We start from the raw sequence: 22,066 nt of genomic DNA on the forward strand, positions 1-22,066 counted from the left end.
ACCTTCCCGCCCGTCGAGGGGATGACCTGGGGGTGGTGTCACCGGGCCCGGAAGGTGCCGTCGGAGACGCTGACGAGAGGTCTGGCCGCCCGAGGATTGCGCTGAGTGACCGCTGCGGGGCGCAGTGCGGCGCTCACCCAGCATTCCAGGCCGTCGAACGCCTTCGGGCTCGACCGCGCCTCCAGGTCCCAGGGCATCGAAGTAGCCCTCCTGTTGCACCAGGAGAACGTCAGGTGAACCTCGTGCGAGGAGACCACCTCGGTTACTGCCTGCCTGGAGCATGCGGCATCTCGGACAACGGCGACGACCAACCCGTCGCCGAGATCGGGAAAGCACACGTGGACAGGCGCCAGTTCACCCGCAGTGCCGCCTATTCCCTCGCAGCCCTCTCCGACGCCGCCCGTGACTGATGACCAATCACCAGGGCACGGGGGTTCCGTCCCAGGAGAAGAAGCCACCGGTGGGGCCGTCGTCCGGCAGCAGGGCCAGGCGGAGGGCACCCTGCGCTGCCTCGGCCGGGTCGCCACCGGCAGCGGCGGCCCGGGGGTTGAGGTCGGTGGCCCGAATGCCGGGGGCGAGAGCGTTGACCTTGAAGCCGTCCTCGGCCAGCCTCTGGGCGTAGAAGACGGTGAGGGCGTTGAGGGCGGCCTTGGACGACCGGTAGGCGGCGCCACCGCTTCCCGGGGTGAATTGGGGGTTGGGGTTTGTGCTCCAGGTCAGCGACGCGGTGCCACTGGAGATGTTGACGATGCGCGGGTGCGGGGACCGGCCCAGGGCGGGCAGGAAGGCATTGGTCACCGCCACCACCCCGAACACGTTGGTCTCGTACGTGCGCCGGTATTCCTCGACGAGGGTGTCGGCCGGCGAGGCGAGTGACGGTGAGATGCCGGCGTTGTTGACCAGCACGTCCAGGCGTTTCACCTGAGCCGCGGCTTGTGCGATGCCGTCGGGATCCGTCACGTCGAGGACCAGCAGCCGGGCGTCGGCACCGATCTCCTCGACGGCCCGCTGTCCGCGCCCGAGGTCGCGGGCGCCCACGTACACGGTGAGGCCCTCGGCCGCGAGCAGCCGGGCGATGTGCTTGCCGATGCCCTTGTTGGCACCGGTGACCAGAGCTGTGCGATCGTTCATGGAAACCAAGGTCCCCTGGCGCTGCGCGCCCTGCCAGGGACAGTCTGTACCAGGCAAGCGGCAGGAGGTGGCATGGCGCGGCACGAGCTGGCCCGCTTCCTGCGGGAGCGTCGGGCGGGCCTCCGTCCACACGAGGCCGGGCTGACGACGGGCACCGCCCGCCGTACGCCGGGCCTGCGCCGCGAGGAGGTGGCGGAGCTCGCCCACATGTCGGTCGACTACTACACGCGACTGGAGCAGGCCCGGGGACCGCGGCCATCAGCCCGGATCCTGGACGCGCTGGCCCAGGCGCTGCGGCTCACGTCGGCCGAGCGCAGCCACCTGTTCCGCCTGGCGGGATCGAACGCGCCGCCCGGCCGCAACGCCGTGCGGCGGGTACGTCCGCACGTGGTTCGGATGCTGGAGCGGCTGCCGGAGACCGCTGCCATCGTCACTGACGCGGCGTACGGCGTCGTTGCCTGGAACCCCCTGGCCCAGGCACTGCTCGGCGGCGACCTCGCACGCGGGACGACGAACCTGGCCCGGCGCCGCTTCCTGGGCCAGGGAAGGATGTACGAGAGCTCAAGCGCTGAGGAGTTCGGGCACATCGTGGTGGCGCGGCTTCGCCGGGCCGCCGACCGCTACCCTCACGACCCGCAGGTGACCGCCCTGCTGGCCGAACTACACGCCAGCAGCGAGGAGTTCAGGCAGATCTGGCAGACGCGTCCGGTCCACGCTCCCGGACACCGCACCAAGACCCTGCACCACCCGGAAGCCGGCACGCTGCGATTGAACTGCGACGTCCTGCTCGTGCCTGAGGATGACCAGGAAGTCGTCCTGATCACGGCCGACCCCGGATCACCTGCCGTGCGGGCCCTGCACAGGCTGGCCAGGCAGGCAACCTGAACAAGGGAGTGCCTCGTCCGACGGTCTCTTCGGACGGAGCCGGCCCACCGGGTTGCTGTCAGTGAGGCTGCTGTGCATCCGGTCGCAGACACGCCACTGGTTCGGGTCCCGCGCCGGGGTCTCTCGTACGGTGGCAACATGCCTGCTGCCGATCCGCCCCCCGTCGCCGGCATCGGATGCCGACGGTCGCGCCGCACGCGAGGCAGCGGCGTTTCTGGTGATGCGTCAGAGGCTGGGTCTGATGCCTGCGGCCGCCCCAGCAGGCTGACTCCAGTCCTTCGCCGGGGGAAAGCCCTCCCCAACAGGGCCGTGACACTACCTACTTGGCACCCGTGATCCAGCCGAGTCAGCAACCGGACGTCGGCGGCTGCCAGCCGTTGGTGAGGATGTCGAAGACTTCCTCGACGGCTGCTCTGCGGTCCTTCTGCCGTTGGGCCAGGCCAGGGATCTCCAGGACGAAGCGGGCCAGGGTCGTGCAGGCGAGGTTGTCGTGATCCACGCCGTACTCTTCGGCAATGGCCGCGCCGAGAGTGTCGGCATGTCGGGTCCACATGCGTTCGGCGTAGGCGCGTAGCGCCGGGGTGGTGTTGACCAGGCGGGTGAACTCCGCTCCCTGAGGGTGTGCGGCGATCGGCAGCCAGGTGGCGAGTACGTGCTCGCGCAGGGCAGCGAGAACGCTCCGACCTGCGGGCCGTTCTCGCACTGCCGCAGTCAGGCGCGCGTCTGTGCTCTCTTCCCGGTCGAACACGAGGGCTTCTTTGCCGGTGAAGTGCTTGAAGACCGTGGCGGTCGACACATCCGCGGTTTCGGCGATCTCTTTGATGCTCACGTGGTCGTAGCCGCGCTCCAGGAAGAGTCGGAGTGCGGCGTCGGCGATCGCCTGCCGGGTGGCGGCCTTCTTGCGCTCGCGGCGGCTGACAACGGGCTCGGTCATGCCGTGAGCCTATCCGAAAGTGCCACCCGGAGAAGAGTTGTCACATTCTACTTTTCTATCTACTCTACTTTTTGAGACCGCAGAGCAGGCGCATTCCTGCAGCCCCATCCCACAGCAAAGGACGAACCCATGACTTCTCCGAACCCCGCTCACGCCCGGATCAGCATCATCGGAGCCGGACCCGGCGGGCTGACCTGCGCCCGCATCCTTCAGCAGCACGGCATCGCGGTCACCGTCTACGACCGCGACGCCAGCCCCGACGCACGCAACCAGGGCGGCACCCTGGACCTGCACGCCGACAACGGTCAGATCGCCCTGCGTGAAGCCGGCCTGCTCGACGAGTTCTTCAAGCTGGCCCGCCCCGAAGGGCAGGAGATGCGCCAGATGGACCCGACAGGCGTGATCACCTCCCACCAGATCCCCGAGCCCGACGAGCTGTTCAAGCCGGAGATCGACCGCGGCCTGCTGCGCGACCTCCTGCTCGGCTCTCTCCAACCCGGCACGGTCCGCTGGGGCCACGGCCTCGACCGCGTCGGCGGACCCGCCCAGGGGCCGCGCCTGCTGCACTTCGCCGACGGCACCACCGCCGAGACCGACCTGGTCATCGGGGCCGACGGCGCCTTCTCCCGCGTGCGCGCGGCCGTCTCGCCGGCCGTCCCCGAATACAGCGGGATCAGCTTCCTGGAGGCGTGGTTCTCCGACGTCGAAGCCCGTCACCCCGACATCGCCGAACTGGTCGGCCAGGGCGGCGCGCACGCCGCCGACGGCGAGCGCGGAATGTTCGCCCAGCGCAACGGCAACGACCACATCCGCGTCTACCTGATCCAGCGCGTCCCGGCCGACTGGATCACCGCGAGCGGCCTGACGCCCAAGGACACCGACGCCATCCGCGCCCGGCTCCTGGAGCGCTACGTTCACTGGGCACCCCGCATGAAACAGCTGATCACCGACAACGACGGCCCCTACGTGGACCGCCCGATCTTCGCCCTGCCCGTGCCGCACACCTGGGAGCACGAGCCGACCGTGACCCTGCTCGGCGACGCCGCCCACCTCATGCCGCCGCTGGGCGTCGGCGTCAACCTCGCCATGCTCGACGCGAGCGACCTCGCTCTGGCCCTGGCGAACGCGGCGACTGTCGACGACGCCCTCCACGCCTACGAGAAGACCATGCTCCCCCGCTCGGTCGAGAACGCCCAGGCCCTCGAAGGCGGCGCCGAGCACCTGTTGGCAACCGAGTTCCCCGACTTCGGCGACGACCCCCAGCACTGAGCACCCGCCACAAGCTACTCGCGGACGCCCCGACCAACATGTTCGGGCTCCCGCCGGTCCCACGCCCAGGCAAGGCCGGTTGAGCGCAGGAGCAACACGCCGACACGACACCGCACCCCGGAACCGCACCGCAACGCACGGGAGACACGAGCCCCACCGGCGGCCCGACACTCCACCCGACGGCGCGGCGCCTGGCCGGCGGCCCGACAGTTCAGCGGACGGCCAGCCGAACCGTGCCCCGGCGGCCACGCCCTCAACTGGCCCCCGCACAGGGCGGGTTGAGCCCAGGAGCAACGCGCCGACGCGATATCGCACCCCGGGACCGCACCGCATCGCAACGCAACGCACAGGAAGCGCAAGCCTCGTCGGCGGCCCGGCGCCCCACCCGGCGGCGTGACAGTTCAGCGGGGCGGACGCCCGGACCAAGTCCCGGCGTCCTGACCCCGCAGAGGCGCTACTCGCCCCACAACTCCGGCCCCGCGGAGGCCAGTTCGGCCAGCAGTGCGCGGAAACGGTCGTAGGAGGCGCGGCAGGTGGCGTGCCGTTCATAGGTGCGCGCCGAACCGGCGAGATGGCGACCCGACTGGTCCCACACCGCCCACACCCAGCCACCGCCGTCGGAGCTGTGCTGCACCCCACCGCCCATGTCGGCGTGGCGCGTACACAGCCGGTGTAACGCCGCGCGACATCGGGCGTGGCTGTCGTGCCAGGTGAGCGAGACCGCTACCGACCGCCCGTTGGGCGCCACCAGGCGCCAACCGAACCGTCCCTGGCCGTCGATGTCGACCTGGCATCTGATTCCCGCCACCGCGACGGCGGGTCTCGCCGTCTCGCCGGACCGCTCCATGTCCCCACCCCCGTCGCCCTTAGAAAAGTAAAACCCGCAGGTACGACGTAATGGGCGACGGTTGCAATCTACTGAGGCGAGCGCGCGGGCGCCCGGACAAAACTGACTGCCAGGGCCACGCTTCATCCGGATGTATCCCCTTGGCAACCTCTAGGAAAGACACATGGAAAGCGCTCACCCCGATGTGACAACGTTGCCGCGCGAACACTCGCAAAGGGCGTGAAAGGCGCGTACACGGCACGTACGGTGCGTACGACACGTCCCGCTCGTACGGCTCGTACGGCTCGTACGGCGCAAGGGATCGCGGCCGAGGACGCGGCGACCGGCTCCGGTCAGCCCACCGCGAGCAGGATCGCCAGCAGCACCGCCCCGGCCACCGCCGGCGCCGCGATCTCGTACGCCCAGCGAACCGTGATCTCGCCCTGGGCGCTCGGCTCCTGCCCCCTTCGCTCCAGCGTCGCACGCAGGTCGTCCATGAACTGGTCGGCCTCCGCCCGCGCCGGACCGGACGGCTCGCCGCCGCCGCGCAGACCGCCCCCGCGCAGACCGCCGCCGCCCCTCGTACTCGCCCCGCCGGACCGGCCGCCGCCGTCGCGCGCCGCCGCCTCGTCCCGCGCCTGCCGCCGGGCGGCCCTCTTGCGCTCGCGCAGCGAGACCGGGACGGCCCACAGCTGGTACTTGGCGCCGGAGTTGGCGACCACCTCGTTCGAGTAACCGGAGCGCAGGGCGGCGATCTCGCCCCAGGGCAGGGTGATCACCCGGAACGGGTTGCGCACCCGCAGCCGGTCCTCGCCCACATACACGGCCGGGCGCAGGGTGAAGGCGACCACCAGCGGCACGACGAGGATCAGCGCGGCAAGGGCCACCCACGGGGTCCGGCCGTCCCCGCTGAACAGCGCGTCGAAGCCGAGCCACAGGATGATGGCGAGCATCACCACCCCGCCGGCGATCGCCGCGGGCGACCGGTGGACCCGGTCCTTCACGGTGGGCTCCGGAGGCTGCGGCTCGGAAGACTGGTGGTCCGGGGTCGTCATGGTCCCGATTCTGCCCGACACCGTCGGCGCCGCTCCCCCTCGGCCCCGGCACGGGGAACAGGGCACGGGGGGCGGGGGACGGGGCCGAGCGTCGGCAGCCGCCCGGCGATCGGGGCGGTTTCGGGGGGTGTACAGCCGCTACGCGCGTAGATATGCTCGTCTGGTGACCATGCCCACCTCTGCTCCCCCAGCGCAGGCCCTCGCCGACGTGACCGCGTCCGACAGCGCGCTGCGCCGCTTCCTGCACGGGCTGCCCGGCGTCGACGCGGTCGGCCTGGAGGCGCGCGCCGCCTCGCTCGGCACCCGTTCCATCAAGACCACCGCGAAGGCGTACGCCATCGACCTCGCCATCTCGATGGTCGACCTGACGACGCTGGAAGGCGCGGACACGCCGGGCAAGGTCCGGGCGCTCAGCGCCAAGGCGGTCCACCCGGACCCGACGGACCGCACCACCCCGACGACCGCGGCCGTCTGCGTCTACCCCGACATGGTGGCCGTCGCCAAGGAGGCCGTCGCCGGGTCCGATGTCAAGGTCGCCTCGGTCGCCACCGCCTTCCCGGCCGGCCGTGCCGCGCTCGACGTCAAGCTGGCCGACGTGCGCGAGGCCGTCGCCGCGGGCGCCGACGAGATCGACATGGTCATCGACCGCGGCGCCTTCCTCGCCGGGAAGTATCTGAAGGTGTACGACGAGATCGTCGCGGTGAAGGAAGCCTGTAGCGCGAGCGCCCGCCTGAAGGTCATCTTCGAGACGGGCGAGCTGTCGACGTACGACAACATCCGGCGGGCGAGCTGGCTCGGCATGCTGGCCGGGGCCGACTTCATCAAGACGTCGACGGGCAAGGTGGCGGTGAACGCGACCCCGGCCAACACCCTGCTGATGCTGGAGGCGGTGCGCGACTTCCGCGCCCTGACCGGCGTCCAGGTCGGGGTGAAGCCCGCCGGCGGCATCCGCACGAGCAAGGACGCGGTCAAGTTCCTCGTCCTGGTCAACGAGACCGCCGGTGCGGACTGGTTGGACAACCACTGGTTCCGCTTCGGCGCGTCCTCGCTCCTGAACGATCTGCTGATGCAGCGTCAGAAGCTGGCCACCGGCCGTTACTCCGGCCCCGACTACGTAACGGTGGACTGACCCATGGCATTCGACTACGCACCCGCGCCCGAGTCGCGCGCGATCGTCGACATCGCCCCGTCGTACGGCCTCTTCATCGACGGGGAGTTCGTCGAGAGCGCGGGCGGGGATCTCGTCAAGACGGTCTCTCCGGCCACCGAGGAAGTGCTCTCCGAGTACACCCAGGCCACCGCCGAGGACGTCGACCGGGCGGTGCAGGCCGCCCGCACGGCGTTCGAGAAGTGGTCGGCGCTGCCCGGTGCGGAGCGCGCCAAGTACCTCTTCCGTATCGCCCGCATCATCCAGGAGCGCAGCCGCGAGCTGGCGGTCCTGGAGACGCTGGACAACGGCAAGCCGATCAAGGAGACCCGCGACGCGGACCTCCCCCTGGTCGCCGCGCACTTCTTCTACTACGCGGGCTGGGCGGACAAGCTGGACCACGCCGGTCTCGGCCCGTCGCCGAAGCCGCTGGGCGTGGCCGGCCAGGTCATCCCCTGGAACTTCCCGCTGCTCATGCTGGCGTGGAAGATCGCCCCGGCGCTCGCCACCGGCAACACGGTGGTCCTCAAGCCCGCCGAGACGACCCCGCTGTCCGCGCTGTTCTTCGCGGACATCTGCCGGCAGGCGGGCCTGCCCCGGGGTGTCGTGAACATCGTGACCGGCGACGGCCGGACCGGCGCCGCCCTCGTCGCGCACCCCGACGTCGACAAGGTGGCCTTCACCGGCTCCACGTCCGTGGGCAAGGAGATCGCCCGCACGGTCGCGGGCACCCGTAAGAAGCTCACCCTCGAACTCGGCGGCAAGGGCGCGAACATCGTCTTCGACGACGCCCCCCTCGACCAGGCGGTCGAGGGCATCGTGACCGGCATCTTCTTCAACCAGGGCCAGGTCTGCTGCGCGGGCTCCCGGCTGCTGGTGCAGGAGTCGATCCACGACGAGTTGCTGGAGTCCCTCAAGCGCCGACTGTCGACGCTGCGCCTCGGCGACCCGCTCGACAAGAACACCGACATCGGGGCGATCAACTCCGCCGAGCAGCTGGCCCGGATCACCGCGCTGGCCGAGCGGGGCACGGCGGAGGGCGCCGAACGCTGGTCCCCGGCCTGCGAACTCCCGTCCTCGGGCTACTGGTTCGCCCCGACGCTCTTCACGAACGTCACCCAGGCGCACACCGTCGCCCGCGAGGAGATCTTCGGCCCGGTGCTGTCGGTCCTCACCTTCCGCACTCCAGAGGAAGCCGTCGCCAAGGCCAACAACACGCCGTACGGCCTGTCGGCGGGCATCTGGTCGGAGAAGGGTTCACGCATCCTGGCGGTCGCGAACCGGCTCCGGGCCGGTGTCGTGTGGTCCAACACGTTCAACAAGTTCGACCCGACCTCGCCGTTCGGCGGCTACAAGGAGTCGGGCTACGGCCGCGAGGGCGGCCGCCACGGCCTGGAGGCGTACCTCGATGTCTGACCACGTGTCCGTCAACGACTCCGCCGCGCGGCGGCTCAGCGTCTTCAAGACCTACAAGCTGTACGTGGGCGGCAAGTTCCCGCGTTCCGAGAGCGGCCGGGTGTACGAGGTGACCGACTCGAAGGGCAAGTGGCTGGCGAACGCTCCCCTCTCCTCCCGCAAGGACGCGCGGGACGCGGTGGTCGCCGCCCGCAAGGCGTTCGGCGGCTGGTCGGGCGCGACGGCATACAACCGGGGCCAGGTCCTCTACCGCGTCGCGGAGATGCTGGAGGGCCGCCGGGAGCAGTTCGTGCGCGAGGTCGCCGACGCCGAGGGCCTGTCGAAGGCCAAGGCGGCCGCCGTGGTGGACGCGACCGTCGACCGCTGGGTCTGGTACGCGGGCTGGACCGACAAGATCGCCCAGGTGGTGGGCGGCGGCAACCCGGTCGCGGGCCCGTTCTTCAACCTCTCCTCTCCCGAGCCGACCGGCGTGGTCGCCGTGCTGGCCCCGCAGGAGTCGTCCTTCCTGGGCCTGGTGTCGGTGCTCGCCCCGGTGATCACGACCGGTAACACGGCGGTGGTGGTGGCTTCCGGGAGGTCCCCCCTCCCGGCCCTCTCCCTGGCCGAGGTACTGGCCACCTCGGACGTGCCCGGCGGTGTCGTCAACGTGCTCTCCGGCCGTACGGCGGAGATCGCGGCGCCGCTGGCCGCGCACCAGGACGTCAACGCGATCGACCTCGCGGGTGCCGACGAGGCGCTGGCGAAGGAGCTGGAGATCGCGGCGGCGGACAATCTGAAGCGGGTCCTTCGCCCACAGCCTGTGGACGACTGGTCGGCGACGCCGGGCACCGAGCGCATGACGGCGTTCCTGGAGACGAAGACGGTGTGGCACCCGACGGGGGCACTGGGCACGTCGGGTTCTGCGTACTGAGCCACCGAGCACAAGCCGCGCCTCTTCCCTGCCCGGAGGAGACGCGGCTCTCCACCCTTACGGCGGCTCGAAGTTGGCCACGACGACCAGTCGTCCGGCGCCTGCTCCCGCAGATGGCGCGGCACCATGCGCTCGGCCTCGTCGGCCGACTCCCCGATCAGGATGATCCGCGCCAGGGGTGATGTGACGGTGACGTGACGGTCACTCGATGCTCAAAGGACCTCCCCCCTGCTGCGGGAGTTCGCCCTGGCCACCCGCGCCCACAGCAGGGCCTCCGCCTGCTCGCGGACGTTCAGCGGTTGCACATCGCCGGGGGCCGCTGTCCACTCCGTGCCACCGCGCTCCGGGCGCAGCCACACGAACCCGTCCTGGTGGTCCATGACGATGCCGCGCCTCTCCTGGCGCCTGTCGTAGGCGGGTTGACCGACCGGGAGCCGGGTCTCCGCAAGCCCGGCCGCCCACCCGGCGCTGCCCGCGGCGCGCGCCGCCGCGCCCGTCGTCGTACGTCCTCCGGAGGTCAAGGGTGCCTCCGGTCCGTTCTCGCTGTTCACACCCTCAGCGTCATGGCCGGACAACACCGTTGAACAGGATGACGGTGTTCCGAGCCGAGTTATGGAACGGCTTCCACCTGCCCTCTTTCACCGTTCGCACTCACACTGTCACCGACCGCGACTAGCGTGGACGAGGTGACGGCATCCCCTCGGGGACACGGAGCGGCATGGCCGCACGGCACATCACTTCACGTCCACACGGCAAGGGAGCCCCACGATGACCCAGCCCGCCCGCGAACTCGACCCCGCCAGCTCCGCCCGCGACCTGTACGGGGTGGAGCTTCGCCGCCAACGCCAGCTCGCCGGGCTCTCGTTCGACCGGCTGTCGGACATCGTCAACTACAGCAAGACACACCTACACGGGGTGGAGACGGGGGAACGGCTTCCGCTGCCGCCGATCTCCGAGAAGCTGGATGTGGCCTTTGGGACCGGGGAGTTGTTCCAGGGATTGTGGGGCGCGGTGAAGCGGGAGTACACGCCTCGGCGGTTCGATCACTGCCTGGAGCTGGAGGCGAGGGCGGCGCGGATTCAGGAGTTCAGCGCGAGTTTTATCCCTGGGCTGCTCCAGAGCCCTGCGTACATGCGTGCGTTGTTCGTCAAGGGTGATCCTGGGTTGAGTCCCAAGGAAATTGACGGCTTGGTGGCAGCCCGTCTGGGGCGCCAAGAAGTCCTGCGAGGCGATTGTCCACCTGACGTCTGGTGGATTCTCGGCGAAGCGACCCTGCGGCAAGCCGTGGGCGGCTCTGGAGTAATGCGCGAGCAACTCGCGGCGTTGGTACCGCTGGTGGAAACCCGCCACACGACGATCCAGGTCGTCCCGTTCGAGGCGGGCGCGTGCACCCTGATGAACGGCACACTCATCCTGCTCACGCTCCCGGACAACTCAACCACCGTGTACCAGGAAGGCCCCAGGAACGGCGAGATCTTCGACGACCGAGAGACCGTCGCGCAACGCGTGCGAGAGTACGATTTGATGAAGGCCAGCGCTCTCCCACCCACGGAGTCCGCGGCGCTGATCGAAGCGACGATGGAGACGTACGAGCCATGCGAGTCACCCCGGATCTGAGCACCGCCCGCTGGCGCAAGTCCTCCTACAGCGGGAACCAGCAGGGGGACGCTTGCGTCGAGATCTGCGACGACTTCGCCTGCACGATCCCCGTCCGCGACAGCAAGGACACGACCAGCCCCGTCCTGATGCTGGACGCAGCCGCCTGGCAACCGTTCGTCAGCAGCATCAAGGAAGGTTCCCTGTAAGACGGTTACACGGAACGGGCCCTGGCGCTGTTCCAGGACCCGTTCCGGAACAGGGAATCTGGCGGGCCGCTCAGCCTGTCACGGCTTGTCGAGGATGTCGGCGCCGGTGCCCGCAAGCGGGTTGGGCTTTGAGTCCGGCGATCGATCCGGTGACGTAGCGGACCGAGTCGGTATGGGCCGTCAGTCGCCGTCGGCGGGGTCACCGCCCACGAGTCCTGGCGCGGAGGAGCGCTGGATCTCATAGACCGGGTAGGCCACTGGCGCGCCGTCCGCCCGGCCCTGGAAGTCGGTGGTGCGGGTGAACCCGGCCTTGGCCAGCACGCGGCCAGAGGCGGGATTGTCGGGGTGATACTTGGCGCTCAGCCGGTCCAGATGGGTGGCAGTGAACGCGTACGCGATGACCTGTTGGACGGCGGCGGTGCCGTACCCGTGCCCCCAACTGTCTTCCCGCAAGATGTAGCTCAAGGTGGCGTGCCCAGCGCCACGATCGCGGAACTTGATCATCCCGACCAGGTCATCACCGGCGGTGACGCCGAAGCACCACCGTTCACGGGGGCTCAGCCGGGCTTGGGCGATGGCGGTGGTGACGTAGGTGGTGGCCTCGCCGATGGTCATGGGGTGCCCGCAGGTGAAGGTGACGGAAGCACCGCTGTAGATCCTCTGCACGGCCGAGACATCGCCGGGGGCCAGGTCCCGCAGCGTGATCACTGGGTCTCCTCAATGATGGCGACCAGGTCGGCGGCGGTCGGTCGGTCGTCAGCGACCGGCGCCATGCACGCGGTGATGATCTCCTCGAAGAAGGGGAAGGACCACGGCCGGGCGTCATCGAACAGGAGGCGTTTTCCGTCGGCGATGGCGCGGAGTTTGTCCGTCCGCGGGCTGTCGTCGGCGTAGGGGACGGGGCGTTGTCCGGTCCAGCACCAGAACAGGGATGCGCCCAGCCCCCAGATGTCGGCCGGTGGTCTGGCCTGAATGTGGGTGTCGGCGGGGGTGGTCAGGATGGCGTCGGCGATCTCGGGGGCAGTGGCGTGAGTCAAGGCGCCCCGGTACGGCAGGCGACGCGTCATCTCGGGCCCGCACGATAGGGCGAAGTCGAAGATGGCGGTGCGGCCGTCGGGGGTCACGAGGGTGTTGGTGGGCTGCACGTCGGCGTGGGCCCAACCGGCGGCGTGCAGTCGTTCAAGTTGCTCCGCCCAGGTTCGGGCGATGCCCAGGAGCCACGGCCGTGCCGAGGGCCGGTCGCCCTCGGGGCCGCGGGCCAAGGCCATGGCGTTCCACAGGGGGGTTCCGTCGATCCAGCGGACCGCCAGCCACCGGCCGCCCTCCCATGTGCCGGCATCGACCCGGTACCCGGGGCTGAGCGCGCCCGCGTCGGTGAGGGCGAGTAGATGTCGGTCCTCTTGAGCCATCTCCGCGGCCTTGTCGCGTCCGGGGCCGGCCTCGGGGTTGTTGGCCTTCAATGCCGCAGAACCCCGGGTGCCGATGACCTTCCATGCGCGGGAGCCTCGCCGGTCACTGAGCAGATCGCAGGTGACCGGACCCAAAAGGTGCTCCAGAGCTGCTACTGCCTCGACGGGAGGTGCTGCGCCCATAGTCTGATGTCCTTCCAGTCGTGCCCGATATGGCTGAACACGTCACGGCCGTCGTCCCTCGCGCACGCCACGGCATCCGCCAGGTTCGGGGTGCGTTGCAGGAACCGCCTGTCGCGGGCCCGGACAGCGGCCCGTACCGGGAGGTACGAAACCGGTGGTGGCGGGATACTGCGGCCCCTGTGATCGGTGCGCTCCTCCCCCGCAGCGAACTTGCCGATCATCAGACCCACCGGTCCATAGAGGTGTTTTAGGGCCCAGTGCGGCCATTGCAACGCTTCCCGTCCGGCGCCCAGGATGGCGACGTTTTCGCATACGAACGTGCCCTGGGCACGCGGCGCCAACGGCCGGACCCATTCGGCGGCTTGCACGGCGGCGTGGAATACCTCGGCCTCCACGTCCAGGGGGCCGCCGACGGCTTCGTAGAGAGTCCAGCCGGTCAGGCCACGATCGAGGGACGGGGCGAGGTAGGAACAGTGGGCGGTCACGGCCAGCACGTAGGCGGCGATGTCCGGCCTGGGGGTGGTGGTGCGGGGGGCGACGAGGCGGAGCGCCCCGGCACTGGGCCGGAACGCTCCGCCAACCGGCATGGCGGTCAAAGGGTTGCTGCCGCTGTGTGCCGCGCGGGGGCGGCCTCGTCACCGCCGTCGCCGGGGACCGGCGAGCAGTCCCATTCGGCGACCACGGTCCCAGTCTCGCGGTAGTGGGCCAACCTCTCGTGGTCCAGGCGCCCGTGCTGGTCGGTGAACCAGACTTCGGGCAGCGGCCCGAAGAACTCCTCATACACACGGACCCAGGAGATTTCACCGGCTCCCGCGTTCGGCGCGTGCCCGATCTGACGCCCGGCGTGCTCGGCGCAGAACGCCTGGTAGTCCGGCGAGTTGAGAAGACGGTGCCATTCGCCGTCGATGGCCGGAGAGAACATCTCCGGGACACTACGTCCGGCGTCGAACTGCCGGGCGGTGACTGTCAGGAACCGGCCGAGTTCGACCTGTTCCACGGTTTTGGTGCTCATCATGCGCTCCTCTTGTTGACTCAAGTGGCACCCGGCGACCGGGCGGCGCTGTCCTCTTCCCCACCGGGCCTTCGGGGTTCAGGGGCGGCCGTGTGAGCCGCGGGGGCAGATCGCGTCGAGCAGCACCTCAACGGCCTCGGCTTCCACCTGTCCCGGCTCCAACTTGAGGACGCTGGGCTCAGTGTGACCGTCCCGGTGATGCACCGTTACCGCAAACGTCGCGCGGTCCTCGCAGTGGTCGTACGAGACGCCTCTCCGATCCAACGTGGCGTGACCGTTCACGGCTGTCTCCGTCCGGTGGCCAATCGGAGTACAAGCCCGTCCTCACGCGGATCGGTGAAGGATGGGCCAGCCAGCCGCCGCCGGCATCCAGCAAGGAGGTGCTGTCGCGAGCCGGGAGTGCTGCGGCAACTGACAGTCACAGGATGCTCACTGCAAAAGAAGGAAGTACCCCATGCCGGGGTACTTCCTGACTGCCAATCAGCTTGACAACGGCTCGCCACCACGTCAGGCCACGGCTTGGCCCATCCAGGTGGCGAGCGTTCGTACGTCCTGGCCAACACGGCGGTACTGCAGGGCGAGGAGTCGTACCGCCTCGCGGGCCATGGGGTGATATTGGGTCTGTTGAGGCGCCACTTGACGGGCATCCTGCAACGCTGTCAGTGCCTTGTCCCGATCACCGACGGCAAGGAAGGCGCGGGCGGCGTCGATGTGGTGATGTCCGCGCCGGGTGCGCGGTAGCGACGGGGGCAGGCGCAGAGCGACTGCTCTCTTTGCAGCCTCATCGACGTTCTTGAGTTCCACCTGCGCAGCGATGTCGTGTACGGCGACGTTCGCCGGGCCAAAGGTGAGGTGGTAGTGCACCCGGTCTGTTTGGTCGGGGATCTGCTCGGCGAGCCGGGAAGCCTCGGTGAGGTGGTGTTCGGTTGCCTGCTCGTCTCGGGCGCGCGAAGCGAGCGTGGCCTCACGCAGGCGCAAGCTGCCCAGCAGCGTCACCACCGACGACGAGGATGCACCCGCCACTTCGGTGAGTTGGTCGCGAGCGTGGGCCAGCAGCCGGAGCCCGGCGCCGTACTCACGGGCAGCTTGGAAGCCTCCGGCACGCGACCACTGAGCAAGCGCAACCGTCAACGGGTCGCCAGCGAGGTCCGCTGCCCAGCGCTGCCGGTCATCCAGCTGACCCGCAAGGTCTGCATATCCGAGCCGGTAGGCGAGGCAGTGCGCCATGTAGTAAACGGAAGCCAACATCTTCGCAGCCTGACGCTTCCTAGCGCCTTCCAGCAGATGCACCGCGGCCGTCAGTTCTTCAAGCAGTTCGGGCAGTGCCAGGCCGAGACGGGTGTACCGGGCCGCAGCACGATGCCGGGTCGCCTCATCAAGGTCACCGGCAATCTCTCCCAGAGGGCGCGGTGTGGTTCGCCACTCCGGAGGAAGATCGAATGCACGCACCACGGTCCGTATGGCGGCGATGGGGGCGTGTACCTTCTCGTCCGATCGTTGCTGCCCGCGGTAGGGCTGGCCTGTCAGCTCTTCGACGCTCACAGCGAGTGTTCGGGCTGCGGTAGCGAGAAAACCGTGAGTGGGTAGGCGCTCGCCCCGCTCGACTTTGCGGATGTTCCCTAGAGAGAGGTGGGAGTGCTCGGCGAACTCACGCTGGGTGTAGCCGGCGAGGTTCCTGTAAGAGGCGATCCTCGCCCCGATGCTCTCTTCGGCATGATTGGGCACATTGGACTCCGTTTCGGCTTCACCACTCGAAACGGTACTCCGCAGGCTTGGGCCTGGGGTACGGGTGCGGCCCGCTTCCGCGGTATTCGGAGGCGGGCCGTCTGGCTTACGGGCTGCCCATGTTCCTCGCCGATCCGGCGCGGAGCATGGACGGTCACCCCTGTAATGCCGCGCTCTCCGTCGGGCACGCTCCCTACGAGGCGGCGCTCACGCTCGGCATCCGCCCGACGGACCCCGTACCCCTTCGGGCCTCAGCGGCCCAGCGGTCCGAGGAGTTGCCCGGCCACGGGCAGGCTGCCCAGGGACTGCGCCTGCGCCACCGGCCCCGTCAGCGCCTTCGAGGTCAGCGGCTTGAAGTCGGCGATCTGGGTGCCGATGCCGTTGTCGAGGGGGTCGGCGCCGGTGCCCGCGAGCGGGCTGGGCTTGAGTCCGGCGATCGGTCCGGTGGCGTAGCGGACCGAGTCGGTGAGGGCCGTCAGTCACCGTCGGCGGGATCACCGCCGACGAGTCCGGGCGCGGGGGCGCGCTGGATCTCAGGGACCGGGTAGGCCACTGGATCGGCATCCGCCCGGCCCTGGAAGTCGGTGGTGCGGGTGAACCCGGCCTTGGCCAGCACGCGGCCAGAGGCGGGATGTCAGGGTGATGCTTGGCGCTCAGCCGGTCCAGATGGGTGGCAGTAAACGCGTACGCGATGACCTGTCGGACGGCAGCGGTGTCATCTGGTGGTCTTCCGGTTCCGAAGGGCTGCCGCGGTGAAGCGCGTCATTTCTCGGCCGGGGTGGGGGCTTGAGGAAGACGTAGCCGGAAGCATGCTCCGAGGGTCCGGGGGGTGAGGGTGAGGGTGCCTCGGTGGCGGTGGGCCAGGTCGCGGGCGATGGCGAGGCCCAGGCCGGTGCCGCCGTGGTCACGGGAGCGGGCGTCGTCGAGCCGGACGAAGCGTTCGAAGATGCGCTCGGCGTCCTCGGTGGGCACGCCCGGTCCGTCGTCGTGCACCGTGAGGACGACCCAGTCGTCCTGGTTCCGGACGGTGATCTGGATGCGGTGTGCGGCGTGGCGGGCGGCGTTGTCGACGAGGTTGCGCAGCAGCCGTTCGTACTCGTCGGGGTTTCCGTGTACGTGTGCGGGGGCGGTGCTGTCGCAGGTGAGGGTCAACGGCCGTTCGGTGAGGGGGTATTGCTCGGTCAGCCGGGAGGCGAGGGCTGTCAGGTCGACAATTTCGGGGCCGGCTGTGGGGGTGCGGGTGTCGAGGCGGGCTAGGAGCAGCAGGTCTTCGGCGAGGGCCTGGAGGCGGCGGGTCTGTCGTGCGGCGGTGGTGGCCGCGGCGGGCCAGTCGGTGCGTTCCGGGTAGGCGAGTGCGACTTCCAGGCTGGCCAGCAGTGTGGTGAGGGGGCTGCGCAGTTCGTGGGCGGCGTCCGCGACGAAGCGGCGCTGCTGGGCGGCGGCGTTGTCGAGGCGTTGGAGGGTGGTGTTGATGGTGGTGGCCAGGGCAGTGATCTCGTGTCCCGTGGCGGGGACGGTGACGCGTTCGCGGGGGTCGTTCGCGGTGACCGAGGCGGTGAGGACGCGGATGGCTTCGACCGGCCGCAGCGCGATGCGGACGGCGAAGTAGGCGACGGCGGCGATCAGTACGAGGCTGACGAGCCCCGCCCGCAGCAGCAGACGGTCGGTGGTCTTGGTGATTGCCTCGGCCGTGTGCGGGAGCACCACCACATAGACCCGCAGCTTGGCGTCGGCGGCGACGCCCAGAGCGGCGACTTTGTCGCTGCTCAGTTCATCGGCGCTGATATCGGCGGACATGACCATGTAGGTCCCGCCGGCCATATCGAATCTGTCCCCGGGGTTGTCGTCGCGGCGCACCGGTATGCGGAGGGGAAGGGTCGTCAAGAGCGCGGACTCCTTGGCCTCCGATGGGGCGGGCAGCACATGGCGGGTGCCGGGATCAAAGTCCTCCATGCCTCCGCCGTAGGCGACAGCGGAGCGCCGGCCGCTCGCGACGACCTCGTACGGCACGGCGCTTCTGCGAACGGGAACCACACCCTCGTTCAGCTGATCGACGAGAGCCCAGAGCTGTTCCTGGGCTTGTTCTGCGGCGATCTGCGTGCTCTGGCGGTAGACGTCGCGGTGTACCCACCAGCCGATACCGACCAGGATGACGGCGGCGGCCGAGGCGGCGGCCAGGGCCGCGCGGGCTCGTACCGAACGCGGCCACCAGCGGCGTCGCGGCTCAGTCGCGTTCACGGTCGTCCACCAGCCGGTAGCCGGTACCCCGTACGGTCTGCAGGGACTGCCGGTCAAACGCGGCGTCCACCTTCTTGCGGAGGGCGCTGACGCGCGCCTCCACCAGGTTGGGGTCCCATGCCTCGTCGGGCCACGCGTGATACAGCAGATCCGCTTTGGAGACCGCCTGGCCCGCCCGGCGGGCCAGCAGCTCCAGCACGGCGAACTCCCGGGGCGTGAGTTCCACCCGGGCCCCGGCCCGGCGGCAGACCCGGCCGGCGACATCCAACGAGAGGTCGCCCACCGCAAGGACGGGCGGGGCGACCGCGGCGGCTCGTCTGGCCAGGGCCCTCAGCCGTGCGACGAGCACCATGTAGGAGAAGGGTTTGGCCAGGTAGTCGTCGGCCCCCGTGTCCAGGGCCTCTGCCTGATCCCAGTCCCCGTCCTTGGCGGTGAGTACCAGGATGGGGGTCGCGTTGCCCTCCCGGCGCAGCTGGGCGCAGATCTTGTAGCCGTTGAGTCCGGGCAGCATCAAGTCCAGTACGACAAGGGCGTATTCGCCGGTCCGGGCCATCCACAGTCCCTGCCGGCCGTCATGGGCGAGGTCGACGCTGTAGCCCTCGGCGGTCAGACCGGTGTGCAGGGTGTGAGCAAGGTCCACCTCGTCTTCGACCACCAGGATGCGCATGCGGTGCAGCCTCGCACAGCACCGGCCCGCCTTCCTGATCGGCCGGTCAGGTCGGGTCAGCATCCGGTCAACGAGGTCCCGGCACGCTGACGGAGTTTCTTCGCCACTGCTGAAAGGCCCTGTCGCCGATGTCCGTTGCTGAACGTGCCCCCGCCGTGGCCAGGACGGTTTCCCCTCCCGTACCCGCCCGTCGACCATCACCGGGCCCGGCCAGAGCCGTTGTCGTCATCGCACCCTTGTCGCTGACCATCGCTCTGGGGCTCTGGGGTATCCGCAGGCAGAACACCATGTGGGGGGACGAGTCCGTCACCTATCAGCTCGCGCACCGCGATCTTTCGCAGATATGGCACACCGCCCAGCATGTTGATCTGGTCCATGCCCTCTACTACGCCGTGATGCATGAGATCTTCGGTCTCTTCGGCGGAGGGCTGCTGACGTTGCGGCTGCCGTCTGTGCTGGCGATGTCCGTGGCGGCGAGCGGAGTCGGGCTTCTGGGGCTATGCCTGGCGGGGCCCCGTGTCGGGCTGCTGGCCGGGCTGGTGTTTCCGCTCCTTCCCCAGGTGCAGAAGTACGCACAGGAAGGCCGCTCGTATGCCATGGTCTGTGCCCTGGTCACCTGGGCCACCTATGTGCTCGTGGTCAGCGTCCCGCATCGCACCCGGTGGCGGTGGGCGGTCTACGCCTCCGCCATGCTGTTGGCCTGTCTGCTGCATGAGTTCGCGGTCCTCGCCCTGGTTGCACACGGCGTCACGCTGGTCGTCTCCCGTGTTCCACGACCGGTGTTGAAGGCGTGGAGTGTGGCTGCCGCGGGCGTGACGGGCGGGCTGTTGCCGCTGGCGATGTGCAGTGCGGGGCAGTCGGAGCAGGTGTCCTGGATCGGCGGACCGGTGCGGCTTCGTTATTTCCTGGTTGTGGCGGTCGTGGGCGTGGCGTGTGCCCGAGCGCCCCTGGCAGTGCGGGGGCCCGTGCGGCTTTCCGCGCTGGCTGTGCCGATCCTTGTGCTTCCGGGCCTTCTGCTGCTGATCACCTCACTGGTCAAACCCCTTTTCGTCGACCGGTATGTGCTCTTCAGCAATATCGGAATCGCCTTGCTGCTGGGCGCCTGGATGGACTACTTCCACCGGGGGCAGCGGTCTTCCCGCAACGCGTGGATCGCGGCGGTCGCCGTACTGGCCGCGCTCGTCCAGCCGAGCCTTTCGCTGAGGACGCCCCAGAGCCGGAGCAATGACGCCACCGCCATCGGCGCCGCCGTACGCAAGGAAGGCCGTCCGGGCGACGGGCTGCTCTATCTCGCGGGCCAGCACCGGATCTTGACCGCGGCCAACCCCGAGGACACCCGTTCTCTGACAGATCTCGCCCTGGCACAGGATCCCGTTTCATCGAACACACTTGCAGGTGTCGAGCTTCCCGCCCGGGACATAGCGGCACGCATGCTGGAATTCCACCGGATCGTCGCGGTCCGCGCGGTGGGTGTGAACTCGCCGACCAACCCGCAGGAGGAAGCGAAAACAAGCACCCTGCGACGCTACTTCCGTGAGTACGGAACAACCCATGTCAACGGGGCGCGAGTCACCGTCTATGTCCGGGACCACACCCCGTCTCCGAAGGCCGGTCCTGGATCCGACGGCCCGGGAGCGAGCGGCGGGGTGACGAGGTGACCACGACTGGTGCCGGCCTGGCCGGCACCAGTCGTGGTCACGCTGTCTCGACCCGGAAGCCACGGACCTTGACTTGCCGGTCGCTGCTGCCGTGGGAGGCTGCGGCTGTGCTCCGCCGCGCAGGATGGGCCAGCCGGCCGCCGCCGGCATCCAGCGAGGAGGTTGCGTCTCGAGCCGGGGATGCCGCGGCAACTGACAGTCACAGGATGCTCATTGCAGAGCCGCGGTATTCGGGGGCGGGCCGTCTGGCTTACGGGCTGCCCATGTTCCTCGCCGATCCGGCGTGGAACATGGACGGTCACGCTGTGATGCCGCGCTCTCCGTCGGGCACCTTCCCTACCCGAGAGGCGGCGCTCACGCTCGGCATCCGCCCGACGGACCCCGCGCCCCTTCGGGCCTCAGCGGCCCAGCGCTCCGAGGAGTTGCCCCACCACCGGCAGCGACCCGATCGACTGCGCCTGCGCCACCGGCCCCGTCAGCGCCTTCGAGGTCAGCGGCTTGAAGTCGGCGATCTGGGTGCCGATGCCGTTGTCGAGGGGGTCGGCGCCCGTGCCCGCGAGCGGGTTGGGCTTGAGTCCGGCGATCGGTCCGGTGGCGTAGCGGACCGAGTCGGTGAGGGCCGTCAGTCCCGCCTGCGGGGCGAGGCTGCCGAGCGAGGACGGCCGGAGCGGCACGTCCAGGGCCGGCTGGGTGGCCGCGGACGCCGTCGCCGCGCCCGCGCCCAGGGCCGCCGAGGCGGTCGCGAGGGCGATCAGCGCGCGCTGTGCGGTGGGGTGCTGCCGGGAGCTGTGTCGGGCCATCGTGAGTGCCACCTTCTGGTGCGCAGGGTAATCATGTCGGCACGAAGGGTAGTTGAGAGGTGGCGTGCGCTCCAAAGCCGACCCGCGGGGCTCGGCAATGGCCGCGTCATGCGTCAAACTGGTGTTCCGTGAGCATTCATCCCCCGTCCCCCGCCCAGGTGGTGCTGCTGTGCGGCCCCTCGGGCTCGGGCAAGTCACTCGTCGCCGCCCGTTCCGGGCTGCCCGTGCTGCGTCTCGACGACTTCTACAAGGAGGGCGACGACCCGACGCTGCCGCTGGTGGCGGGGGGTGTGGCGGGGGGTGCGGACATCGACTGGGACCATCCGCGGTCCTGGGACGCGGAGGTCGCCGTCGCCGCCATCGCCCGGCTGTGCGCCACGGGGTCGACCACCGTGCCGGTGTACGACATCGCGCAGAGCGCCCGCACCGGCGAGGAGGCGCTGCACCTCGGGCGCGCCCCGCTGTTCGTGGCAGAGGGCGTCTTCGCGGCGGAGATCGTGGCGCGCTGCCGTGAACTCGGGCTGCTGGCCGACGCGTTGTGCCTGAGCCGCGGTCCGCTCACCACCTTCCGGCGCCGCTTTCTGCGGGATCTCCGGGAGGGCCGCAAGGCGGTGCCGTTCCTGCTGCGCCGCGGGGTCCGGCTGATGCGCGCGGAGCGGTCGATCGTCGCCCGCCAGGTGTCACTGGGCGCGTACGCCTGCGACCGGGACGAGGCGCTGGGCAGGATGGCCGCCGCGGCGGCAACGCGGCGCCGGGCCCGGCCCGGCACACCGACACAGGATCACGCACCCCAGGCGCCGACACAGGCGCCGACCCAGGCACCGGCGTAGTCGCCGCGCACGGGAGAAAGCCGCACACCAGAGAAACGAGAAAAGCGGGAGAAACAGGAGAAGCAGGACTGGACGGACCCCCCGGCCCTCCAGTCCCGCCGTTCCCCCCTCCCCTGGTATCCCCCGTATCCCCATATCCCCCTGTGTTCCCCGTGCTCCCGTGAGT

25 protein-coding genes are annotated in these 22,066 nt (G+C 69.7%); 11 read left to right on the top strand and 14 right to left on the bottom strand.

The genetic code is table 11. From position 1 onward, the window contains the following. The first annotated feature begins 105 nt into the window (after positions 1-105). A complete protein-coding gene (locus ACWEKM_RS02805; RefSeq protein ID WP_451619350.1) occupies positions 106-237 on the top strand; it encodes a hypothetical protein in 132 nt (43 codons plus the stop codon). Beyond that, positions 234-410 (top strand): hypothetical protein, encoded by a 177-nt coding sequence (locus tag ACWEKM_RS02810; protein ID WP_451619351.1) that lies wholly within the window; start codon positions 234-236, stop codon positions 408-410. The genes ACWEKM_RS02805 and ACWEKM_RS02810 overlap by 4 nt, the downstream gene beginning before the upstream one ends. 7 nt (positions 411-417) lie before the next feature. Here ACWEKM_RS02810 and ACWEKM_RS02815 read toward each other — a convergent pair whose 3' ends face one another. Then, positions 418-1,131, bottom strand: coding sequence for an SDR family oxidoreductase (locus ACWEKM_RS02815; RefSeq protein WP_451619352.1), 714 nt, complete (start codon positions 1,129-1,131; stop codon positions 418-420). Positions 1,132-1,203: 72 nt separating this feature from the next. Between ACWEKM_RS02815 and ACWEKM_RS02820 the strand changes: the two genes are divergently transcribed. Continuing rightward, positions 1,204-2,016, top strand: coding sequence for a helix-turn-helix transcriptional regulator (locus ACWEKM_RS02820; RefSeq protein ID WP_451619353.1), 813 nt, complete (start codon positions 1,204-1,206; stop codon positions 2,014-2,016). Between the two features lie 346 nt (positions 2,017-2,362). On the opposite strand, the gene ACWEKM_RS02825 is transcribed toward ACWEKM_RS02820, so the two are convergent. After that, positions 2,363-2,950 carry a TetR/AcrR family transcriptional regulator gene (locus ACWEKM_RS02825; RefSeq protein WP_451619354.1) on the bottom strand — a complete coding sequence of 196 codons (588 nt, stop codon included), beginning with the start codon at positions 2,948-2,950 and terminating at the stop codon, positions 2,363-2,365. A 129-nt stretch (positions 2,951-3,079) separates the two neighbouring features. On the opposite strand from ACWEKM_RS02825, the gene ACWEKM_RS02830 reads away from it, so the two are divergent. Continuing rightward, positions 3,080-4,219: an FAD-dependent oxidoreductase gene (locus tag ACWEKM_RS02830; RefSeq protein ID WP_451619355.1), complete on the top strand. Its 1,140-nt coding sequence runs from the start codon at positions 3,080-3,082 to the stop codon at positions 4,217-4,219. 454 nt (positions 4,220-4,673) lie between these two features. Here the strand turns inward: ACWEKM_RS02830 and ACWEKM_RS02835 are convergent, their stop codons facing one another. Both ACWEKM_RS02835 and ACWEKM_RS02840 read right to left on the bottom strand, forming a co-directional pair. Next, positions 4,674-5,066: a hypothetical protein gene (locus ACWEKM_RS02835; RefSeq protein WP_451619356.1), complete on the bottom strand. Its 393-nt coding sequence runs from the start codon at positions 5,064-5,066 to the stop codon at positions 4,674-4,676. 332 nt (positions 5,067-5,398) lie between these two features. Then, positions 5,399-6,100, bottom strand: coding sequence for a PH domain-containing protein (locus tag ACWEKM_RS02840; RefSeq protein ID WP_451619357.1), 702 nt, complete (start codon positions 6,098-6,100; stop codon positions 5,399-5,401). A gap of 169 nt (positions 6,101-6,269) precedes the next feature. On the opposite strand from ACWEKM_RS02840, the gene deoC reads away from it, so the two are divergent. The 3 genes from deoC to ACWEKM_RS02855 are packed head-to-tail and all read left to right on the top strand — an operon-like array spanning position 6,270 to position 9,573. Then, the gene (deoC, locus tag ACWEKM_RS02845) at positions 6,270-7,229 is read left to right on the top strand and encodes a deoxyribose-phosphate aldolase (protein WP_451619464.1); all 960 of its coding nucleotides are present in this window, start codon (positions 6,270-6,272) and stop codon (positions 7,227-7,229) included. 3 nt (positions 7,230-7,232) lie between these two features. Beyond that, positions 7,233-8,663 carry an aldehyde dehydrogenase family protein gene (locus tag ACWEKM_RS02850; protein ID WP_451619358.1) on the top strand — a complete coding sequence of 477 codons (1,431 nt, stop codon included), beginning with the start codon at positions 7,233-7,235 and terminating at the stop codon, positions 8,661-8,663. Continuing rightward, positions 8,656-9,573, top strand: a complete 918-nt coding sequence (locus tag ACWEKM_RS02855; RefSeq protein WP_451619359.1) for an aldehyde dehydrogenase family protein — start codon at positions 8,656-8,658, stop codon at positions 9,571-9,573. The genes ACWEKM_RS02850 and ACWEKM_RS02855 overlap by 8 nt, the downstream gene beginning before the upstream one ends. 212 nt (positions 9,574-9,785) lie before the next feature. Here the strand turns inward: ACWEKM_RS02855 and ACWEKM_RS02860 are convergent, their stop codons facing one another. Further along, positions 9,786-10,124, bottom strand: a complete 339-nt coding sequence (locus ACWEKM_RS02860) for a hypothetical protein (protein ID WP_451619360.1) — start codon at positions 10,122-10,124, stop codon at positions 9,786-9,788. A 217-nt stretch (positions 10,125-10,341) separates the two neighbouring features. Between ACWEKM_RS02860 and ACWEKM_RS02865 the strand changes: the two genes are divergently transcribed. Continuing rightward, positions 10,342-11,190: a helix-turn-helix domain-containing protein gene (locus ACWEKM_RS02865; RefSeq protein ID WP_451619361.1), complete on the top strand. Its 849-nt coding sequence runs from the start codon at positions 10,342-10,344 to the stop codon at positions 11,188-11,190. Then, positions 11,169-11,378: a DUF397 domain-containing protein gene (locus ACWEKM_RS02870; RefSeq protein ID WP_451619362.1), complete on the top strand. Its 210-nt coding sequence runs from the start codon at positions 11,169-11,171 to the stop codon at positions 11,376-11,378. The genes ACWEKM_RS02865 and ACWEKM_RS02870 overlap by 22 nt, the downstream gene beginning before the upstream one ends. 180 nt (positions 11,379-11,558) lie before the next feature. On the opposite strand, the gene ACWEKM_RS02875 is transcribed toward ACWEKM_RS02870, so the two are convergent. The 8 genes from ACWEKM_RS02875 to ACWEKM_RS02910 form a co-directional block, all read right to left on the bottom strand. Then, on the bottom strand, positions 11,559-12,086 hold the full coding sequence (locus ACWEKM_RS02875) for a GNAT family N-acetyltransferase (RefSeq protein WP_451619363.1): 528 nt from the start codon (positions 12,084-12,086) through the stop codon (positions 11,559-11,561). After that, positions 12,083-12,970 carry a protein kinase domain-containing protein gene (locus tag ACWEKM_RS02880; protein WP_451619364.1) on the bottom strand — a complete coding sequence of 296 codons (888 nt, stop codon included), beginning with the start codon at positions 12,968-12,970 and terminating at the stop codon, positions 12,083-12,085. The genes ACWEKM_RS02875 and ACWEKM_RS02880 overlap by 4 nt, the downstream gene beginning before the upstream one ends. After that, positions 12,940-13,557 (bottom strand): hypothetical protein, encoded by a 618-nt coding sequence (locus ACWEKM_RS02885; protein ID WP_451619365.1) that lies wholly within the window; start codon positions 13,555-13,557, stop codon positions 12,940-12,942. The genes ACWEKM_RS02880 and ACWEKM_RS02885 overlap by 31 nt, the downstream gene beginning before the upstream one ends. Before the next feature lie 5 nt (positions 13,558-13,562). Beyond that, entirely contained in the window at positions 13,563-13,982 is a 420-nt protein-coding gene (locus ACWEKM_RS02890; RefSeq protein WP_451619366.1) for a hypothetical protein, read from the bottom strand. Between the two features lie 507 nt (positions 13,983-14,489). Then, positions 14,490-15,707 carry a helix-turn-helix domain-containing protein gene (locus ACWEKM_RS02895; protein WP_451619367.1) on the bottom strand — a complete coding sequence of 406 codons (1,218 nt, stop codon included), beginning with the start codon at positions 15,705-15,707 and terminating at the stop codon, positions 14,490-14,492. Positions 15,708-16,182: 475 nt separating this feature from the next. After that, entirely contained in the window at positions 16,183-16,323 is a 141-nt protein-coding gene (locus tag ACWEKM_RS02900) for a hypothetical protein (protein WP_451619368.1), read from the bottom strand. 146 nt (positions 16,324-16,469) lie between these two features. Next, the gene (locus tag ACWEKM_RS02905; protein ID WP_451619369.1) at positions 16,470-17,945 is read right to left on the bottom strand and encodes an ATP-binding protein; all 1,476 of its coding nucleotides are present in this window, start codon (positions 17,943-17,945) and stop codon (positions 16,470-16,472) included. Then, a complete protein-coding gene (locus tag ACWEKM_RS02910) occupies positions 17,932-18,612 on the bottom strand; it encodes a response regulator transcription factor (protein ID WP_451619370.1) in 681 nt (226 codons plus the stop codon). The genes ACWEKM_RS02905 and ACWEKM_RS02910 overlap by 14 nt, the downstream gene beginning before the upstream one ends. Positions 18,613-18,740: 128 nt before the next feature. Here ACWEKM_RS02910 and ACWEKM_RS02915 point away from each other — a divergent pair, with 128 nt between their 5' ends. Further along, the gene (locus tag ACWEKM_RS02915; RefSeq protein ID WP_451619371.1) at positions 18,741-20,270 is read left to right on the top strand and encodes a glycosyltransferase family 39 protein; all 1,530 of its coding nucleotides are present in this window, start codon (positions 18,741-18,743) and stop codon (positions 20,268-20,270) included. 398 nt (positions 20,271-20,668) lie between these two features. Here ACWEKM_RS02915 and ACWEKM_RS02920 read toward each other — a convergent pair whose 3' ends face one another. Beyond that, positions 20,669-21,070, bottom strand: coding sequence for a hypothetical protein (locus tag ACWEKM_RS02920; protein WP_451619372.1), 402 nt, complete (start codon positions 21,068-21,070; stop codon positions 20,669-20,671). A gap of 128 nt (positions 21,071-21,198) precedes the next feature. Between ACWEKM_RS02920 and ACWEKM_RS02925 the strand changes: the two genes are divergently transcribed. Continuing rightward, the gene (locus ACWEKM_RS02925) at positions 21,199-21,900 is read left to right on the top strand and encodes a uridine kinase family protein (protein WP_451619373.1); all 702 of its coding nucleotides are present in this window, start codon (positions 21,199-21,201) and stop codon (positions 21,898-21,900) included. Positions 21,901-22,066 lie beyond the last annotated feature (166 nt).

Source organism: Streptomyces sp. NPDC004752 (genome assembly GCF_053601275.1).

Bases quoted from the DNA above. Each gene is read 5' to 3' on its own strand.
- ACWEKM_RS02815 (WP_451619352.1), bottom strand. From the start codon at position 1,131: ATGAACGATCGCACAGCTCTGGTCACCGGTGCCAACAAGGGCATCGGC.
- ACWEKM_RS02820 (WP_451619353.1), top strand. From the start codon at position 1,204: ATGGCGCGGCACGAGCTGGCCCGCTTCCTGCGGGAGCGTCGGGCGGGC.
- ACWEKM_RS02825 (WP_451619354.1), bottom strand. From the start codon at position 2,950: ATGACCGAGCCCGTTGTCAGCCGCCGCGAGCGCAAGAAGGCCGCCACC.
- ACWEKM_RS02830 (WP_451619355.1), top strand. From the start codon at position 3,080: ATGACTTCTCCGAACCCCGCTCACGCCCGGATCAGCATCATCGGAGCC.
- ACWEKM_RS02835 (WP_451619356.1), bottom strand. From the start codon at position 5,066: ATGGAGCGGTCCGGCGAGACGGCGAGACCCGCCGTCGCGGTGGCGGGA.
- ACWEKM_RS02840 (WP_451619357.1), bottom strand. From the start codon at position 6,100: ATGACGACCCCGGACCACCAGTCTTCCGAGCCGCAGCCTCCGGAGCCC.
- deoC (WP_451619464.1), top strand. From the start codon at position 6,270: ATGCCCACCTCTGCTCCCCCAGCGCAGGCCCTCGCCGACGTGACCGCG.
- ACWEKM_RS02850 (WP_451619358.1), top strand. From the start codon at position 7,233: ATGGCATTCGACTACGCACCCGCGCCCGAGTCGCGCGCGATCGTCGAC.
- ACWEKM_RS02855 (WP_451619359.1), top strand. From the start codon at position 8,656: ATGTCTGACCACGTGTCCGTCAACGACTCCGCCGCGCGGCGGCTCAGC.
- ACWEKM_RS02865 (WP_451619361.1), top strand. From the start codon at position 10,342: ATGACCCAGCCCGCCCGCGAACTCGACCCCGCCAGCTCCGCCCGCGAC.
- ACWEKM_RS02870 (WP_451619362.1), top strand. From the start codon at position 11,169: ATGCGAGTCACCCCGGATCTGAGCACCGCCCGCTGGCGCAAGTCCTCC.
- ACWEKM_RS02880 (WP_451619364.1), bottom strand. From the start codon at position 12,970: ATGGGCGCAGCACCTCCCGTCGAGGCAGTAGCAGCTCTGGAGCACCTT.
- ACWEKM_RS02885 (WP_451619365.1), bottom strand. From the start codon at position 13,557: ATGCCGGTTGGCGGAGCGTTCCGGCCCAGTGCCGGGGCGCTCCGCCTC.
- ACWEKM_RS02890 (WP_451619366.1), bottom strand. From the start codon at position 13,982: ATGAGCACCAAAACCGTGGAACAGGTCGAACTCGGCCGGTTCCTGACA.
- ACWEKM_RS02910 (WP_451619370.1), bottom strand. From the start codon at position 18,612: ATGCGCATCCTGGTGGTCGAAGACGAGGTGGACCTTGCTCACACCCTG.
- ACWEKM_RS02915 (WP_451619371.1), top strand. From the start codon at position 18,741: ATGTCCGTTGCTGAACGTGCCCCCGCCGTGGCCAGGACGGTTTCCCCT.
- ACWEKM_RS02920 (WP_451619372.1), bottom strand. From the start codon at position 21,070: ATGGCCCGACACAGCTCCCGGCAGCACCCCACCGCACAGCGCGCGCTG.